This window comes from Bordetella sp. 02P26C-1 (genome assembly GCF_009763255.1).
In the GTDB taxonomy this organism is placed as follows: Bacteria; Pseudomonadota; Gammaproteobacteria; order Burkholderiales; family Burkholderiaceae_B; genus Bordetella_A.
Genome location: NZ_WSJB01000001.1, coordinates 13,743 through 27,803, shown reverse-complemented (window position 1 = coordinate 27,803; position 14,061 = coordinate 13,743). Strand labels below are relative to the sequence as shown.

Genomic DNA, 14,061 nt, shown 5'->3' with positions numbered 1-14,061 from the left:
TCTCCACTCGCGGGATTCAGTAAATCAGGCGGCTGCGATAGATGCGCGAATAACAGCCTGATATCTACCCTGTGACTCCCGAAGCGCCAACGTCGCGCGGGTTAAGCAGAAGTAGACCGCGAAATCCTAGCAAGTGAGAGACCCACTGTTACGACTGTTTGTAACCATTCCAACGCCAATGCAATTTCGGTTTGCGCGGCGCTAGAGGCCAAATGCATACGATGGGCCCTCCGTGTCCACGCCGTTCCTGCTAGCAAAAGACCGGAGAGCCGGGTCTGCCTTACATCATCGCTCGGCGTACCCTTCCGGCACGTATGTTCCCTGCGCGGACTCGTCCGCTGGCACCTGCGCGAGGCTGCCGCGCACGCCAAGGATGTTGCGGCGCGCATTGTCGAGCAGCGGCCCCGAAATCAGGGACGCCGCCTGTGCAGAGATAGGCGTGGCCACAGCGATGGCGGCCGCCACAACGCAAGCCAGGCGCGAAACTTTGCAACGCAGGAATAGAGGTAAATAAGTCATAACGCACTCTCTCTAGTAAGTACAACCGACACTCGCCGGCACGTTGGATTCTCCGGGCCGGCCGTCTTGCCATGCCCAGAGAGCCTGCAGGCTAGTGAAAATTGGGGGTTAACTCCCATTACAAGCGTGGCGGCACGGACCTCTGCTGCGGGCAAATCCCTCAATAACGCGGGCTATACACGCCCTCATGTCTGCTCGCGCTAAGCCCGCCAGTGGTTGTAAACAGGACTGATCCACGCCTGACGACGGGGCTCCGCGATCCGGCTGCCGGGGAAGCCGCCCCCTCGATAGATCCGCCGGGCCGCTTATGCATGACCATCTATATAGCTTTTACTTATATGTAAAGCGCATATCAGTGTTTCACGGCAAGTTTGTAGGCACCTAGAATGGCTTTGTGTAGGCAGCACTTACACCATTGTGTGAGCTGCTCACACAACATTTTTAGACGCGGCTTCCATGATCATTCCCACTGCACTCTCTGCCTCGGCAATAGAAGGAAACGCCCCGATCAGCTTCGGTGACGACGCATACTCGCGCCTGCGCAGCGACATTATTTCTTGCCGCCTGCCGCCCGGCGCGTTCGTGACCGAGCCCGAGCTGATGCAGCGCTACGGGATTCGTAAAGCCAGCGTGCGCGTTGCACTGGTGCGACTGGCCCACGAAGGCTATATGCAATCGCGCCCTCGCAAGGGATACCAGATCACGCCGATCACCCTGCGCGACGTCGAGGAAGTTTTCACGCTGCGCGTGCAACTCGAGCCGCTGGCGGCTCGATTGGCCGTGGGCCGCGTCGACACCGCGCATTTGCGCGAACTGGAAGCCGCATGCCGCCACCATGACCCGGCGCTGCCGTTGAGCGAACACATCCAGTCGTTCATGCATGCGAATAAAGCATTCCATCTGGCGATCTCGGCCGCCTCTGGCAATGAACGTCTGCATCGCACGCTGGAATCCTTGCTGGACGAAATGTCGCGCCTGGTAGCGTTGGGATTTGGCGTGCAAAAGACCAAGCCCGAAATCAAGCACGATCACAACGCGTTGATTGACGCGTTCGAAGAACAGGACGCCAAGCGAGCCGAAACCATCGCCCGCCGGCACATCGAAACCTTTCAAAGCATGACGATGGAAAAGCTATATGCAAGCCTGGCGCAAACCGGTGCAGCTATCCCGTTTACGGGTGCGGGGAACTGGCGATGAATGTGTTGAGCCCCGACGCCCTGACGTCTGACAGCCGCGCGCGCAGCAATGCGCCCACCGTGCTGGACGTGCGGGCGCTGAACAAATACTACGGCAGCTTGCAGGCGCTGCGGGACGTGTCCTTCGATGTGCGGCGCGGTGAGGTCGTGGCGCTGTTGGGCGCATCGGGCTGCGGCAAAAGCACGCTGCTAAACATCGTGGCGGGGCTGGATACCTTCGATAGCGGCACGCTGGAGATCCAGGGCGTGCCCGCGGCGCAGTTTCAGCAATGGCATCAACTCGCCTACATGTTCCAGGAAGACCGCCTGCTGCCGTGGCGCACCGTCAAAGAAAACGTCGAGTTCGGTCTGGAAGCCATGCATCTGTCCAAACAAGAACGTCATGCACGCGCCGAACGCGCATTGCAGGTCGTGGGGTTGGGAGAATTCGCGCGCTCGTGGCCGCATCAATTATCGGGCGGCATGCGTAGCCGCGTGGCCTTGGCACGCAGTCTGGTCGTGGAACCTTCGATTTTGCTGATGGACGAGCCGTTTTCCAAACTGGACCCGCATACCCGCAGCCAAATGCATCAGGAGCTGCTACGTATTCAGGGCGAAACTGGCGCGACGATCCTGTTTGTCACGCACGATGTAGAAGAAGCTGTCGTATTGGCCGATCGCATTGTGCTGCTCGAACCGCGACCCGGCCGCGTCAAACAGATCGTTGAGGTCGACCTGTCGCGTCCGCGCGTACCGACGGACCGCGATACCGCCGAGCTTACCCGTCAACTCCGTCTGCAGGTCACACCATGAGCAACGGCTCCCAACGTTCCATCTGGGTCGTCGTGGCTCAACGTGTCGCGCTGGCGGCGATCTTCGTGGCCATCTGGGCCTTGGCTGCCTCGCGTATGCCTGCGTTCGTGTTGCCCGGTCCGCTAAAAGTCTGGCATGCGATGCAGTCCTTGTTCGGCACCGCCACCTTTGCCCATGATGTGGGCATGACGCTATATCGCGTAGTGATGGGCTTTCTGCTGGCCACGGTCGTAGGTACGCCGTTGGGGCTGTTGCTCGGGTCGAATCGTACGCTAGCCAGCTTTTTCGAACCGCTCCTGTCGGTCACCAATACCGTATCGTCGGCCATCTGGGCCGTGTTCGCCATCATCTGGTTCGGTATCTCGAATGCGACCACGATCTTCGTGGTGTTCATGACGGCCATGCCGCTGATCTTGACCAACGTATGGCAGGGCTCGAAGAACGTCGATAAACAGCACATCGATCTGGCGCGCAGTTTCCGCATGACGCGCACGCAGATTCTACGAAAGATCTATCTGCCCACCATCTTGCCGTATTTCTTTTCCGGTGCGCGCCTGGCGTTTGGCTTTGGCTGGCGCGTATCGTTGGTGGCCGAAACGTTGGGCTCATCCGATGGCATCGGTTATCGCCTGCGGCAGGCCGCCGATCTGGTACAGACAGACCAAGTGTTCGCCTGGACCTTAATGCTGGTCTTGCTCATGCTGGCGCTCGAAGGCGGCATATTAAAGCCTCTGGAAAGACGCCTGTTCCGCTGGAAACCGCTCTAAATCAAGGAGTTCGACATGAACGGAAAAAAATTGCTTTCGGCCGGGCTCGCTGCGGCGGCCTTGCTGACCAGTGCGTCGGCGTTCGCCGCCGACAAGGTGCGTATTGGTTATTGGAGCAGCGGCGTGAGCCTGGGCTATGGCTCGGTGCTGGAAGCCACTGACTTTCTGAAAAACCAGGACCTCGATGTCGAGTTCGTGCGCTTTCCGGACGTGAATGCACCGCTGCGCGCGCTGGCCTCGAACTCGATTGACTTCGCGTTTGGCGCGCCCGCCGCAGGGGTCTTTAGCAGCGCCGCGGAAGGCGTGCCCGTCAAGGTGGTTGCCGCCACGCAGCCCGCCGATGTGCAATTCGTCGTGCCCGAAGGCTCCCCCATCACCTCGCTGGAACAACTGCGAGGCAAAAAAGTCGGCATGTCGCCCGCAGGCAGCTCAGTGGCCGTGATCGCTGGCGCAGTGCTCGATGGCAACTACGGCATTAAAGCCAACGACTTCTCGTTGGTGGGTGGCAATGAAGCTCGTCTGGCGCAGTTTCTGGCGCAAAAACAGGTCGACGCTTCTGCTTTGCGCTCTGTCACCATTGCCCAACTCAAAGACCTGAAGGTCACGCCACTCGGATCATTCGCCGACGAATGGAAAAAGCTGACCAAGACGGACTCGGTGCCCTATATCGGTATCGGCACCGTGCGCAGCGAGTTCTTGGAAAAGCACCCCGAGGTCGTCGCCCGCGTTCTGGCGGGTCTGCGCAACACGCTGGCCTGGGGCGATAAAAATCGCGATGAAGTCGCAACGATTCTGCAGAAATCGGCCAACCTGCCGGAGGCGGACGCGCGCGTCTATGCCGGGCAATGGTCGCAGATGAACCGCGTGGCTTTCGAGCCAGCCGATATCGACACGCTCAAGCGCGAGCACGAAGTCTTTAAGGCCAGCGGCATGATCAAGGGCGAGCTGCCGGCTGACCTGTTTGTCACCGGCCCGTACGAAAAATCCAAGTCCATTCAATAACGACTACCGAAGAGAGAGTAACCATGAGCAAAACGATGAAAGCCCTGCTATTGAGCGAACACGGTGACCTGGACAAATTGCATGTCGTCACCGACAAACCCGTGCCCACGGCGACGGAAGGCCACGTGGTGATTCGTGTGGGTGCGTCCTCCTTTAACTATCACGACGTGTTCACCGTGCGCGGCATGCCCGGCATCAAAGTGCCGCTGCCCGTGGTGATCGGTCTGGACATGGCCGGCGAGATCGTCGAGGTCGGAGCGGGCGTCGAAGGCTGGAAAGTCGGCGACCGCGTGCTGGTCAACCCGCTGAACCGCTCCAAGGGCCTGATGGGCGAAATGCTCGACGGCGGCATGGCGCAATATTGCCTGGTGTCCGCACCTCAGCTTATCGCCCTGCCGGACGCCGTCAGCTACGAAGACGCAGCCGCCTTGCCGGTGGCCTACGGTACCGCGCACCGCATGCTGATCACGCACAACACCGTCAAGGCCGGCGACCGCGTGCTGATCCTGGGCGCCAGCGGCGGCGTGGGTACTGCCTGCGTCATACTGGCCAAGTTGCTGGGCGCCGAAGTCATCGCTTGCGCAGGCAGCGACGCCAAGGGCGAGCAGCTGCGCAAAGTGGGCGCCGACCACGTCATCAACTACCGCGAAACCGACTTCTCCAAGTGGGCCATCGCGCAATACGGCAAACCGCAACGTCGCACCGACGAAGGCGGTGTGGACGTGGTGATCAACTTTACCGGTGGCGACACCTGGGTGCCTTCGCTCAAGTGCATTAAGCGCGGCGGTACGCTGCTCGTTTGCGGCGCGACGGCCGGCCACGATCCGAAGGAAGATCTGCGCTATGTGTGGAGCTTCGAGATCAACATCAAGGGTTCGAACAGCTTCTACGACGACAACCTGAAGGCACTGCTGGATATGGTTGCCGATGGCAGCGTCAAGCCCGTCATCGACCGCGTCGTGCCGCTGGAGCAAGCCGCCGAAGGTCTCGCGCTGATCCGCGACCGCGAAGTGCTGGGCAAGGTCATTGTCACCCCCTGAGCTGACACGGCGTTCGTATCGTCCAAACTATTTTTGAGAAGCAACATGAGCGAAAACACTCTCCCCAGCAAAGAAGACGTCCAGGCGCGCCTGCGTCGCGGCCCCTATCACCAATGGCTGGGCATCGAAGTCCTGTCGGTCGGCGAAGGCGAAATCGAGCTGTCGGCCAAATGGCGTGAAGAATGGGTCGTGAACCCCGAAGGCGGCTACACCCATGGCGGCATCCTGGCCGCATTGGTTGACCTGACCGCCGACTGGGCACTGGTATCGCAAACGGGTCGTGGTGTGCCCACCATCGACCTGCGCGTGGACTACCACCGCCCCGCCATGCGCGGTGATCTGCGTGCCAAGGGCAAAGTCATCAAGGCTGGCTCCATCTCCATCGCCGAAGCCTACGTGTATGACTCGGAAGGCAAGCTGTTGGCCAGCGGCCGCGGCGCTTACTCCACGCCGAAACCCAAGGCATAAAGCACCTGTGTCCCCTGCTCGCGCGGGGGACGCGCCGCTTCAGGCAAGCTCTTCATTCCGGTTCACTGTCACGCAGTCCCGCATCATGACAACTCTGAAAAATCTGGGCGATCTGATCGATCCGCAAGCCGACCCGCAACAAATCGCCCTCATTGGGCTAGATGGGCGCGTGGGCGCCGCGGCTGTGCCGCGCACCTACACCTACGCCGATGTGGACGACATGGCTCGCGGTGTGGCCCAGGCGCTGCGGCAACAGGGTTATCAGCCCGGTGATCGCATCGCCGTGCTGGCGGCCAACTCCGTGCCGTATATCGCCACCGTGCTGGGCATCATGCGCGCGGGGTTGATTGCCGTGCCGGTGAACTACAAATTTCCGCCCCCCACCATCGAGTATGTGTTGAAAGACTCGGGTGCGCGCTTGGTACTGCATGACATGGCACGTGCCGGCGCGGTGCCGGCTGGCATTCCCAGCCTGGCGCTCGATACGGCAGCGTTTGATGTCTGGCGTGCCGAAGGCAGCGCCCCGTCGTATGCGCCCAGCGCCGACGATACTGCCCTATTTCTGTACACCTCCGGCTCGACCGGCAAGCCCAAAGGCGTGCGTTTGTCGCACGCAGGACAGTGGTGGACCGTGCAGACGCGCGTGCAAGCCACGCCGCTCAATGCGGAACGCGCGCTGATTGCCGCGCCGCTCTATCACATGAATGCGCTTGCGCTGGCCTTTCTATCCCTGGCCAGCCACGCCACCACAGTGCTGCTGCCGCAATTCACAGCGGCCGCCTACATCGATGCCATTGGTACGTATCGCTGCACCTGGCTGACCGCCGTACCGCCGATGATCGCGATGATGCTGCGCGAACGCGAACTGCTTTCGCGTACGGACTTGTCGTCAGTCAAAGTGATCCGCATGGGCTCTGCCCCCGTGAGCGCGAGCCTGCTCAAGCAGATCCATCAGATCTTCCCCGCCGCACGTGTCATCAACGCGTATGGCACCACCGAAGGCGGACCCGTTGTGTTCGGCCCGCACCCGGACGGTCTGCCGGCGCCCACCATGTCGGTCGGTTATCCGCATCCGCTGGTCAGCGTCAAACTCATCCCCGGCCCGCAAGACGGCCCCGATCAAGGCATCCTGGCTGTACGCAGCCCCGGACTGATGCAAGGCTATCACCAACGGCCGGATCTGGCCGCGCCCTTTACCGAAGACGGGCACTACATCACTGGCGACGTATTCCGTCGCGATACCAATGGCTTTTACACCTTCGTCGGCCGGCGCGACGATATGTTCGTCAGCGGCGGCGAAAACATCTACCCCGGTGAAGTGGAGAAGATGCTGGAGCAACATCCCGCGATTCAGCAAGCGGCGGTGGTCCCGGTCGATGACGACATCAAAGGAACCAAGCCGGTGGCGTTCGTGGTCGTGCGCTCCGGACATCAAGTCGATGCAGAAGAAATCAAACAGCACGCACTGGCCAATGCGCCCGCATATCAACATCCGCGGCGCGTTTGGTTCGTCGATGCTCTGCCACTGGCATCCACCAACAAAATCGATCGCCATCAACTGTTAGCCGACGCCGCGCGTCGGCTGGCCCAAGAAGCACAGAGCAAAAGTTAAAAATTGGTGCGAGGCGTCCATTCACAACAGCCTCGCACCCTACTCACAGGACTGAGAAGGAATCATCATGCGCTTTACGCTGCTTACTCTGACCTCCGCGCTGGCCGCGCTCGCCCCCTTGACGGCCGCGCACGCCCTGGACGAAGTTACGGTCGCCCTGGCCATCCCACCGGCCGTGCATGACGGCGCACCCTACGCGGCGGCCGAAGAGCTCGGATTCTTCAAAGACGAAAATCTGAGCGTGAAAACGATCGTGTTTCAAGGCGCGGGCGCGTTGCTGCCACAAGTCGCCAGCAAACGCGTGACCATCGGCTATCCGACCTCGGAACCCGTAATCTCCAGCTATTTCAGCGGCAAGGACGTGCTGCCGCTGCGCTACTTCTATAACGGCGTGCCCACCAACACCATGGAATTCGCCGTCTTGGAGGAATCGCCGATCAAGACCATCACCGATCTGAAAAACAAACAGATCGGCGTGGGCGCCCTGACCTGGGGCACCATCCCGGGTGGCCGCGCCGCGCTGCGCACGGCGGGACTGACCCCCGGTAAAGACGTGGACTATGTGGCTGTGGGCGCCCTGGCAGCCGGTTTTCAAGCCCTCAAGGCTGGCCGCGTCGATGCGCTGAACTTCAACAGCAGCTGGAACGATATGCTCGAAATGTCGGGCACCAAGATCCGCCGCGTCGCGTATCCCGAGGTCTTCAGCGAGACGGCCGGCAACGGCTTTATCACGCACGTCGACAACTTCCGCGACAACCCGGATTTGCTGGCCCGCTTTGGCCGGGCCTACACCAAGGCTCAGATCGCCTGCCAGGCGAACCCGGAATATTGCGTGCAAGCCTTCTGGCGCGCCAACCCGCAGGCCAAACCCGCCGATGTCGCGCCGGAAAAGGCACTGGCCGATGCCGCAACCCTGCTGTCGCGCCGTCTGGACCGGGTGCTGAACAAGCGTGATGGCACGCCGCGCGTACCGGGCCAATACGATTTGACCTCGATCAAGGCGGGCATTCAGGCAATGGCCGATGCCGGTGAGTACCCTTCGGCCAATGTGCCCGTCGAAGACATTTTCTCCAATTCGCTGATCGAGCAGATCAACAATTTCGACGCCAACGCCGTGCGCGAAAAGGCCCGGAGTGCTAAATGAGTCAGCCGAACATTGAGGTCACCCCCGTCGATGCCGCAGTTGACGTCCGCCGCAGCGTGCGCCTGAGCGGATTTACCGCGGGCCCTGTGACGCTCGTTGCGACGTTGTCGCATCCCGATGGCAGTACATGGCACAGCACCGCTCAGTTTGTCCTCGACGAGACTGGCATTGTCGATCTGGATATTCAGGCGCCGCAACAAGGCGACTGGGACACCCCGGACGCGATGGCTACCGTGTGGGCAATGCGTCGCCAGTCGCTGCCCACCGAACTGGAACTCTCCGAGGAAACCAACGCGCTGACGATACAGCTGTCGGCCAGCAATGATCGCGGTGAAAAGGCACAGACGCAATTCATCCAACGCTTTATCGTCGATGGCGTGACGCGCCGCGAGATCGCCGAAGCGCAGATCGTGGGAACCTTGTTCACGCCGGCCACGCCGGGCCCGCACCCTGCCATCATCGTGATGAATGGCTCCGGCGGCGGGATTCCACGCCAACGCGCGGCACTGTATGCCGCTCGGGGCTATCAAGCGCTGGCGCTGGGCTATTTCAAAGCCCCGGGGCTGCCGGACACTATCGGCGATATGCCGCTGGAATATTTCGAACGCGCGCTCGATTGGGTGCACCGGGAGTTGAAACCCGCCGATGGCTTCGTTGCCATCACGGGTCAATCGCGCGGTGGTGAACTATCGTTATTGCTTGCTTCGCGCTTTCCCGAAAAAATCAGCGCCACCATCGCTTATGTGCCCAGCTCGGTTATACACGGCACGCTGCGCGCGGGCTTTGCCGGTCAAGCGCCGGACTCCTCCGTCTGGACATGGCAAGGCAAGCCCTTGCCCAACGTCTGGCAGAACAATCCCGATGTGGACTGGAGCGCTTTTGATCAGCGGCCGGAAGATGGTCGCCCGGTACGTCAGGAGCCTGCTTTCCATACGCCCATGCGCAACGCCGCCGCCGTGGCCGCCGCGCGCATTCCGGTTGAGCAGATCCGCGGCCCGGTCATGCTGATCTCGGGCACGGATGATGGATTCTGGCCGTCCAGCTGGTATAGCGAGCAAATCGAGCAGACCTTGCGCGAGCACCAGCATGCCTGGCCGGTCGAACATGTGCGTTGCGAGGGTGCGGGCCACGCCATCGGCGTACCGAACCTGCCGGCCACGCTGATCGCCAAACCGCACCCGGTAGGCAAGGTCGTATTAAGTGGCGGGGGAACCGCCGCGGCTAACGCCACGGCCAACCGTGTCTCGTGGGCCCGCGTGCATGAATTCCTCGCCCAGGCGCGGCAAGCTCGCCACGAAGCAAGCGGCAACAAGGGACAGTAATGAGCGCCAGTTTGAACCTGCAAGGCGTGGGGTTGACCTACCCCACCCGTAGTGGCGTGATCGAGGCATTGCGCGATATTGATTTGAAGATTGAAGACGGCGAGTTCGTCGCCGTGCTCGGGCCTTCCGGCTGCGGCAAGTCCACCATGCTCAAGCTCGCAGCGGGTTTGCTGCCGGCGACGTCGGGCACGATCGATCTGGGCGGCGAACGCATCACCCGCCCGAGCCGCCGCACCGGTGTTGTGTTTCAAAAGCCCAACCTTTTGCCCTGGAAAACGGTGCTGGACAATGTCTTGCTGCCGGCGACGACGTTAAAGCTTCCAACAGGCCCCGCGCGAGAACGCGCGCGCGCCCTGCTCGAGCTGGTCGGACTCGAAGGCTTTGCCAAGAACTATCCCTATGAACTGTCGGGCGGGATGCAGCAACGTGTTGGGATTGCCCGCATGCTGCTACCCGATCCCGACTTGCTCTTGATGGACGAACCCTTCGCCGCCCTCGATGCACTGAGCCGTGAAGCTCTCACCCTGGAGTTGCAACGTATTTGGAGCACGCAGAAAAAGTCCGTTCTCTTCATCACGCATAGCATTCCCGAAGCGGTCTTTCTGGCCGATCGCGTGTTGGTGATGTCGCCCCGCCCGGGTCGCATCATCGAGGACTATCGCCCAGACCTGCCGCGTCCTCGTACCCTGGAAACGCTGAACGACGCGGACTTCACCGCGGCCTGCCATCATCTGCGCCGCCATTTCACTCATGAATAAACGTTTTGATATCACCGCGCTTGTCTACCCGTTGATCAGCCTGTCGGTGCTGGTGTTGGTGTGGCATTTCGCGATCCAGCTGTTTGCCATTCCCGACTATCTTCTGCCGCCTCCCTCGGCGGTGTTCTCTGCCCTTTATCAAGGCTTTGCCACCGGCTCACTGTGGCCACACATCTGGGCCACCCTGTCCGAAACGCTCAGCGGCTACGCAATAGGCTGCAGCCTGGCTATCGTGATGGGGGCATTGCTGGCGGAATCGCGTACGTTTGAACGGTTTCTCTATCCCTTGTTCATCGGTATTCAAGCGATGCCAAAGGTGGCGCTGGGCCCGATCATTCTGGTGTGGTTTGGCTTTGGCATGGCGTCGAAGGTCGTGCTCGTCGCGCTAGTCTGCTTTTTCCCTCTGTTCGTCAACACGATCAATGGGATCAAACGCACGGACCCGGAATTGTTAGACGCCTGCCGCGCGTTCTCGGCATCGCGCCTGTACATGTTGCTGCACGTCAAGCTACCGGCCGCATCGGGGGAGATCTTCTCGGGCTTGCAGATCGGTGTGTCATTGGCCCTGATTGGCGCCGTGGTGGGCGAATTCCTTTCGGCACAAGAGGGGCTGGGCTACTTGATTGCTTCCGCCTCAGTAAGCATGAGCCTGGCAACGATGTTCTCGGGCGTGTTGCTCCTGGCCGCGATCGGTCTGACCGGCTCCATGATCATGCGCGCGATCCATCGGCGCGTGGTGTTCTGGGAGTCGCGTTCGTCGGGAAAACGCCGGTAAATCGCCCTGCCTGCGCGGCGTGGCGCCGTGGCAGGCAGGCGTGGACGCGCGCACAGCGCCCCCGCGATCAGAGTGCGGGACCTTGCTCGTCGGATTCTGCTGCGATCAAACGCTGAATCGAACTCTGCATATGGTGCAGCGCTGCCCGACGCGCACCCTCTATGTCCCTGCGGGCGATCGCTTGCGCAATTGCCGCGTGTTCTTCATTCACCTGCTGAAAGAAATCCTCGCGACGCGCTTCATGCGTACGCGTGATCGTGATCACATCACGCAGCGCGTGCCCGATAAACTCCAGCAGCGAGGTCAACAACGGGTTCTGGGCAGCCTCGGCAATCGCCGCGTGAAAGGCCATATCCTCGGCCACGCCATCGCCGCCATCGGCCACTGCATCGTCAATCCGCCGCAGGGCGCGTTGAATCCGCGCGATTTGCTCATCCGTGCAGCGCGCGGCGGCAAGCGCCGCCATTTCGCTCTCCAGACCGCAGCGCACCTCTTGCACGGCCCGCGCTTCCAGCTCGCCACCTAGCGCATCGATGCGAAACGTATTGCGCTTGGGATCGAGCACCACGGTGCCGCTGCCCTGGCGCGTTTCCACCATGCCTTCGGACTTCAGGCGGGAAATGGCTTCACGCACCACCGTCCGACTCACGCCAAAGCGCTCGGCGAGCTGAGGCTCGGTCGGCAGCCGCGAATTGACGGGATAGGCCCCGCCCCGCACGAGCTGCATCAACTCTGCCGTCACCCGATCCGCCAATGTACCGCCCACCGGCTTACTGACTTCCCCCACTGGGCGTGCGCACATAGACTGGCTCCTGACGATATCAGCCACTGAACCAGCGCGCCGGAATAATGACCAGCGCCGGGAAAAACACGAGCAGGAACAGCACGATCAGCTCGGCGATCAGAAATGGCCATACGCCGCGCATCACTTGATCGATACGCTGCCTGGTCACCCCTGCCACGACGCTGAGCACGGTGCCCACCGGCGGCGTGATGAGGCTGATGGACATATTAATAATGAACAGAACGCCAAAGTATACGGGATCAATCCCCGCCTGCCGCACCAGGGGCATAAGCACCGGCGTGAGGATCAGGATTGTCGGCGTCATGTCCATCGCCATCCCCACCACGATCACCAGCAACATGATCGCGATAAGCAACATCGTGGGGTTATCCAGGAACGGCTCCATCATGTCGGTAATTGCACCGGGCAAGTCCGCCACAGTTACCAACCAGCCCGCGATCGAGGCCGCCGCGACCAGCAACATGATCACCGCGGTCGTGCGCGCCGCCGTCATGAACACAGCGTATAGCTGCGAGAGCTTGAGTTCGCGATAGATCACCGTGGACACGAACAGCGCGTAGACAGCAGCCACGACGGCGGCCTCCGTAGGCGTGAATACACCCATACGCAGCCCCACGATGATAATGACCGGCAACATCAGCGCCCAGCCAGCATCCAAAGTGGCACGCCAGAGTTCACGCGCACTCGCGCGGGGGCCGGGCTCCAGATCTTCTTTGCGTACGCAGAGCCACCACGTCAACCAGAGCGCCGCGCCGATATAAATTCCGGGCATGATGCCGGCCAGAAATAGCTTGGTGATCGATACGTTGGCCGCGACCCCGAAGATCACGAAGCCGATACTTGGGGGAATCACCGGCCCGATAATCCCCGACGCCGCCACCAAACCGGCCGACCGCGTCTTGGCATGGCCGGCCTTGACCATCATGGGAACCAGCAGCGCCGAGAGTGCCGCCGCGTCCGCCACTGCCGAGCCCGACAATGCCGACAACAAACATGCCGCGACAATCGTGACGTAGCCCAAACCGCCTTTAATATGGCCGACAACGACCATTGCCATATCGACAATCCGGCGCGACAAACCACCGACGTTCATGACCTCGCCGGCCAGCATAAAGAACGGAATTGCCAGTAGGGGGAAGTTATCCGCCCCCGCGATAAAGTTCTGCGCGATGATCTGGGCATCGAAAATGTCCAGATGCCACATCAGCGCTACGGACGATACCAATAGCGCAAAGGCGATGGGCATACCCAGCGCCATCGCGCCCAGCAGTGCCCCGATAAATACGAGCACGGTCATGGCTGTTTCCCCTCTGCCTCGGCGAGTTCGCGCTTCAAATTATCCAGTTCGGCTTTTTCTTCGGATTCGGTCACCATGACCAGCTCGTCGTCGCGCATACGGCCAGACAGCACCCGGTATAAGTCCCACAGCACCATGGCGCCTGCCGACACGCTAAACACAATGCCTACCATGTAGACGATCGCCATCGACCATCCTGTCGCCGGTGCCTCGACATGCAAGTTGATCAGCGTCTGCTCCCAACTGCCCGACAAAAACAACCAGAGCGTGGCGAGCATCAAGAGCTGACTTACAATCAAACAGACTTTCTGCCCCGCGACCGGCAAGCGGCGCACCAGAATTTCCACGCCCAGGTGCTGACGTTCGCGCAGCGCCACCAGCGCGCCCAGGAACACCAGCCAGACGAACAGCCAGCGCGACACCTCCTCTGAACTCGTGATCCCCGAGTTCAAGCCATACCTCAACACCACATTGCCAAACACCAGCACAACCATGCCCACAAGGCACAACACCATCAGCAGGCTCAGCATTCGGAAATAGCCGTCAATCAGCTTTTTCATGTGC

Annotated in this window: 15 protein-coding genes; 11 read left to right on the top strand and 4 right to left on the bottom strand. The window is 61.0% G+C overall.

What is annotated here, in order from left to right; genetic code table 11:
• Positions 1-285: 285 nt before the first annotated feature.
• Positions 286-519: a hypothetical protein gene (locus GOQ28_RS00130; RefSeq protein ID WP_160354958.1), complete on the bottom strand. Its 234-nt coding sequence runs from the start codon at positions 517-519 to the stop codon at positions 286-288.
• Positions 520-975: 456 nt separating this feature from the next.
• On the opposite strand from GOQ28_RS00130, the gene GOQ28_RS00125 reads away from it, so the two are divergent.
• The 11 genes from GOQ28_RS00125 to GOQ28_RS00075 all read left to right on the top strand — a co-directional run bounded on the left by GOQ28_RS00125 (position 976) and on the right by GOQ28_RS00075 (position 11,395).
• The gene (locus tag GOQ28_RS00125) at positions 976-1,716 is read left to right on the top strand and encodes a GntR family transcriptional regulator (protein ID WP_160354957.1); all 741 of its coding nucleotides are present in this window, start codon (positions 976-978) and stop codon (positions 1,714-1,716) included.
• Positions 1,713-2,507 carry an ABC transporter ATP-binding protein gene (locus GOQ28_RS00120; RefSeq protein ID WP_160354956.1) on the top strand — a complete coding sequence of 265 codons (795 nt, stop codon included), beginning with the start codon at positions 1,713-1,715 and terminating at the stop codon, positions 2,505-2,507. The genes GOQ28_RS00125 and GOQ28_RS00120 overlap by 4 nt, the downstream gene beginning before the upstream one ends.
• Positions 2,504-3,274, top strand: a complete 771-nt coding sequence (locus GOQ28_RS00115; protein ID WP_160348645.1) for an ABC transporter permease — start codon at positions 2,504-2,506, stop codon at positions 3,272-3,274. Before GOQ28_RS00120 ends, GOQ28_RS00115 begins: the two co-directional genes overlap by 4 nt.
• Before the next feature lie 15 nt (positions 3,275-3,289).
• Positions 3,290-4,276 (top strand): ABC transporter substrate-binding protein, encoded by a 987-nt coding sequence (locus GOQ28_RS00110; protein WP_160348646.1) that lies wholly within the window; start codon positions 3,290-3,292, stop codon positions 4,274-4,276.
• Between the two features lie 35 nt (positions 4,277-4,311).
• The gene (locus GOQ28_RS00105; RefSeq protein WP_202109289.1) at positions 4,312-5,316 is read left to right on the top strand and encodes a zinc-binding dehydrogenase; all 1,005 of its coding nucleotides are present in this window, start codon (positions 4,312-4,314) and stop codon (positions 5,314-5,316) included.
• Positions 5,317-5,361: 45 nt separating this feature from the next.
• Positions 5,362-5,784: a PaaI family thioesterase gene (locus GOQ28_RS00100; protein WP_160354955.1), complete on the top strand. Its 423-nt coding sequence runs from the start codon at positions 5,362-5,364 to the stop codon at positions 5,782-5,784.
• 85 nt (positions 5,785-5,869) lie between these two features.
• Positions 5,870-7,396 (top strand): class I adenylate-forming enzyme family protein, encoded by a 1,527-nt coding sequence (locus tag GOQ28_RS00095; RefSeq protein ID WP_160354954.1) that lies wholly within the window; start codon positions 5,870-5,872, stop codon positions 7,394-7,396.
• A gap of 67 nt (positions 7,397-7,463) precedes the next feature.
• Entirely contained in the window at positions 7,464-8,540 is a 1,077-nt protein-coding gene (locus GOQ28_RS00090) for an ABC transporter substrate-binding protein (RefSeq protein ID WP_160354953.1), read from the top strand.
• Positions 8,537-9,862, top strand: a complete 1,326-nt coding sequence (locus GOQ28_RS00085; protein WP_160354952.1) for an acyl-CoA thioesterase/bile acid-CoA:amino acid N-acyltransferase family protein — start codon at positions 8,537-8,539, stop codon at positions 9,860-9,862. Before GOQ28_RS00090 ends, GOQ28_RS00085 begins: the two co-directional genes overlap by 4 nt.
• Positions 9,862-10,620, top strand: a complete 759-nt coding sequence (locus GOQ28_RS00080) for an ABC transporter ATP-binding protein (protein ID WP_160354951.1) — start codon at positions 9,862-9,864, stop codon at positions 10,618-10,620. The genes GOQ28_RS00085 and GOQ28_RS00080 overlap by 1 nt, the downstream gene beginning before the upstream one ends.
• Positions 10,613-11,395, top strand: a complete 783-nt coding sequence (locus GOQ28_RS00075; RefSeq protein ID WP_160348653.1) for an ABC transporter permease — start codon at positions 10,613-10,615, stop codon at positions 11,393-11,395. Before GOQ28_RS00080 ends, GOQ28_RS00075 begins: the two co-directional genes overlap by 8 nt.
• 67 nt (positions 11,396-11,462) lie before the next feature.
• On the opposite strand, the gene GOQ28_RS00070 is transcribed toward GOQ28_RS00075, so the two are convergent.
• The 3 genes from GOQ28_RS00070 to GOQ28_RS00060 are packed head-to-tail and all read right to left on the bottom strand — an operon-like array spanning position 11,463 to position 14,057.
• Complete coding sequence (locus GOQ28_RS00070) at positions 11,463-12,197, bottom strand: FadR/GntR family transcriptional regulator (RefSeq protein WP_160348654.1); 735 nt, start codon at positions 12,195-12,197, stop codon at positions 11,463-11,465.
• Positions 12,198-12,216: 19 nt separating this feature from the next.
• The gene (locus GOQ28_RS00065) at positions 12,217-13,497 is read right to left on the bottom strand and encodes a TRAP transporter large permease (RefSeq protein ID WP_160354950.1); all 1,281 of its coding nucleotides are present in this window, start codon (positions 13,495-13,497) and stop codon (positions 12,217-12,219) included.
• Positions 13,494-14,057 (bottom strand): TRAP transporter small permease, encoded by a 564-nt coding sequence (locus GOQ28_RS00060; protein ID WP_160348656.1) that lies wholly within the window; start codon positions 14,055-14,057, stop codon positions 13,494-13,496. Before GOQ28_RS00060 ends, GOQ28_RS00065 begins: the two co-directional genes overlap by 4 nt.
• Positions 14,058-14,061: the final 4 nt, after the last annotated feature.

Bases quoted from the DNA above. Each gene is read 5' to 3' on its own strand.
- GOQ28_RS00130 (WP_160354958.1), bottom strand. From the start codon at position 519: ATGACTTATTTACCTCTATTCCTGCGTTGCAAAGTTTCGCGCCTGGCT.
- GOQ28_RS00125 (WP_160354957.1), top strand. From the start codon at position 976: ATGATCATTCCCACTGCACTCTCTGCCTCGGCAATAGAAGGAAACGCC.
- GOQ28_RS00120 (WP_160354956.1), top strand. From the start codon at position 1,713: ATGAATGTGTTGAGCCCCGACGCCCTGACGTCTGACAGCCGCGCGCGC.
- GOQ28_RS00115 (WP_160348645.1), top strand. From the start codon at position 2,504: ATGAGCAACGGCTCCCAACGTTCCATCTGGGTCGTCGTGGCTCAACGT.
- GOQ28_RS00110 (WP_160348646.1), top strand. From the start codon at position 3,290: ATGAACGGAAAAAAATTGCTTTCGGCCGGGCTCGCTGCGGCGGCCTTG.
- GOQ28_RS00105 (WP_202109289.1), top strand. From the start codon at position 4,312: ATGAAAGCCCTGCTATTGAGCGAACACGGTGACCTGGACAAATTGCAT.
- GOQ28_RS00100 (WP_160354955.1), top strand. From the start codon at position 5,362: ATGAGCGAAAACACTCTCCCCAGCAAAGAAGACGTCCAGGCGCGCCTG.
- GOQ28_RS00095 (WP_160354954.1), top strand. From the start codon at position 5,870: ATGACAACTCTGAAAAATCTGGGCGATCTGATCGATCCGCAAGCCGAC.
- GOQ28_RS00090 (WP_160354953.1), top strand. From the start codon at position 7,464: ATGCGCTTTACGCTGCTTACTCTGACCTCCGCGCTGGCCGCGCTCGCC.
- GOQ28_RS00085 (WP_160354952.1), top strand. From the start codon at position 8,537: ATGAGTCAGCCGAACATTGAGGTCACCCCCGTCGATGCCGCAGTTGAC.
- GOQ28_RS00080 (WP_160354951.1), top strand. From the start codon at position 9,862: ATGAGCGCCAGTTTGAACCTGCAAGGCGTGGGGTTGACCTACCCCACC.
- GOQ28_RS00075 (WP_160348653.1), top strand. From the start codon at position 10,613: ATGAATAAACGTTTTGATATCACCGCGCTTGTCTACCCGTTGATCAGC.
- GOQ28_RS00070 (WP_160348654.1), bottom strand. From the start codon at position 12,197: ATGTGCGCACGCCCAGTGGGGGAAGTCAGTAAGCCGGTGGGCGGTACA.
- GOQ28_RS00065 (WP_160354950.1), bottom strand. From the start codon at position 13,497: ATGACCGTGCTCGTATTTATCGGGGCACTGCTGGGCGCGATGGCGCTG.
- GOQ28_RS00060 (WP_160348656.1), bottom strand. From the start codon at position 14,057: ATGAAAAAGCTGATTGACGGCTATTTCCGAATGCTGAGCCTGCTGATG.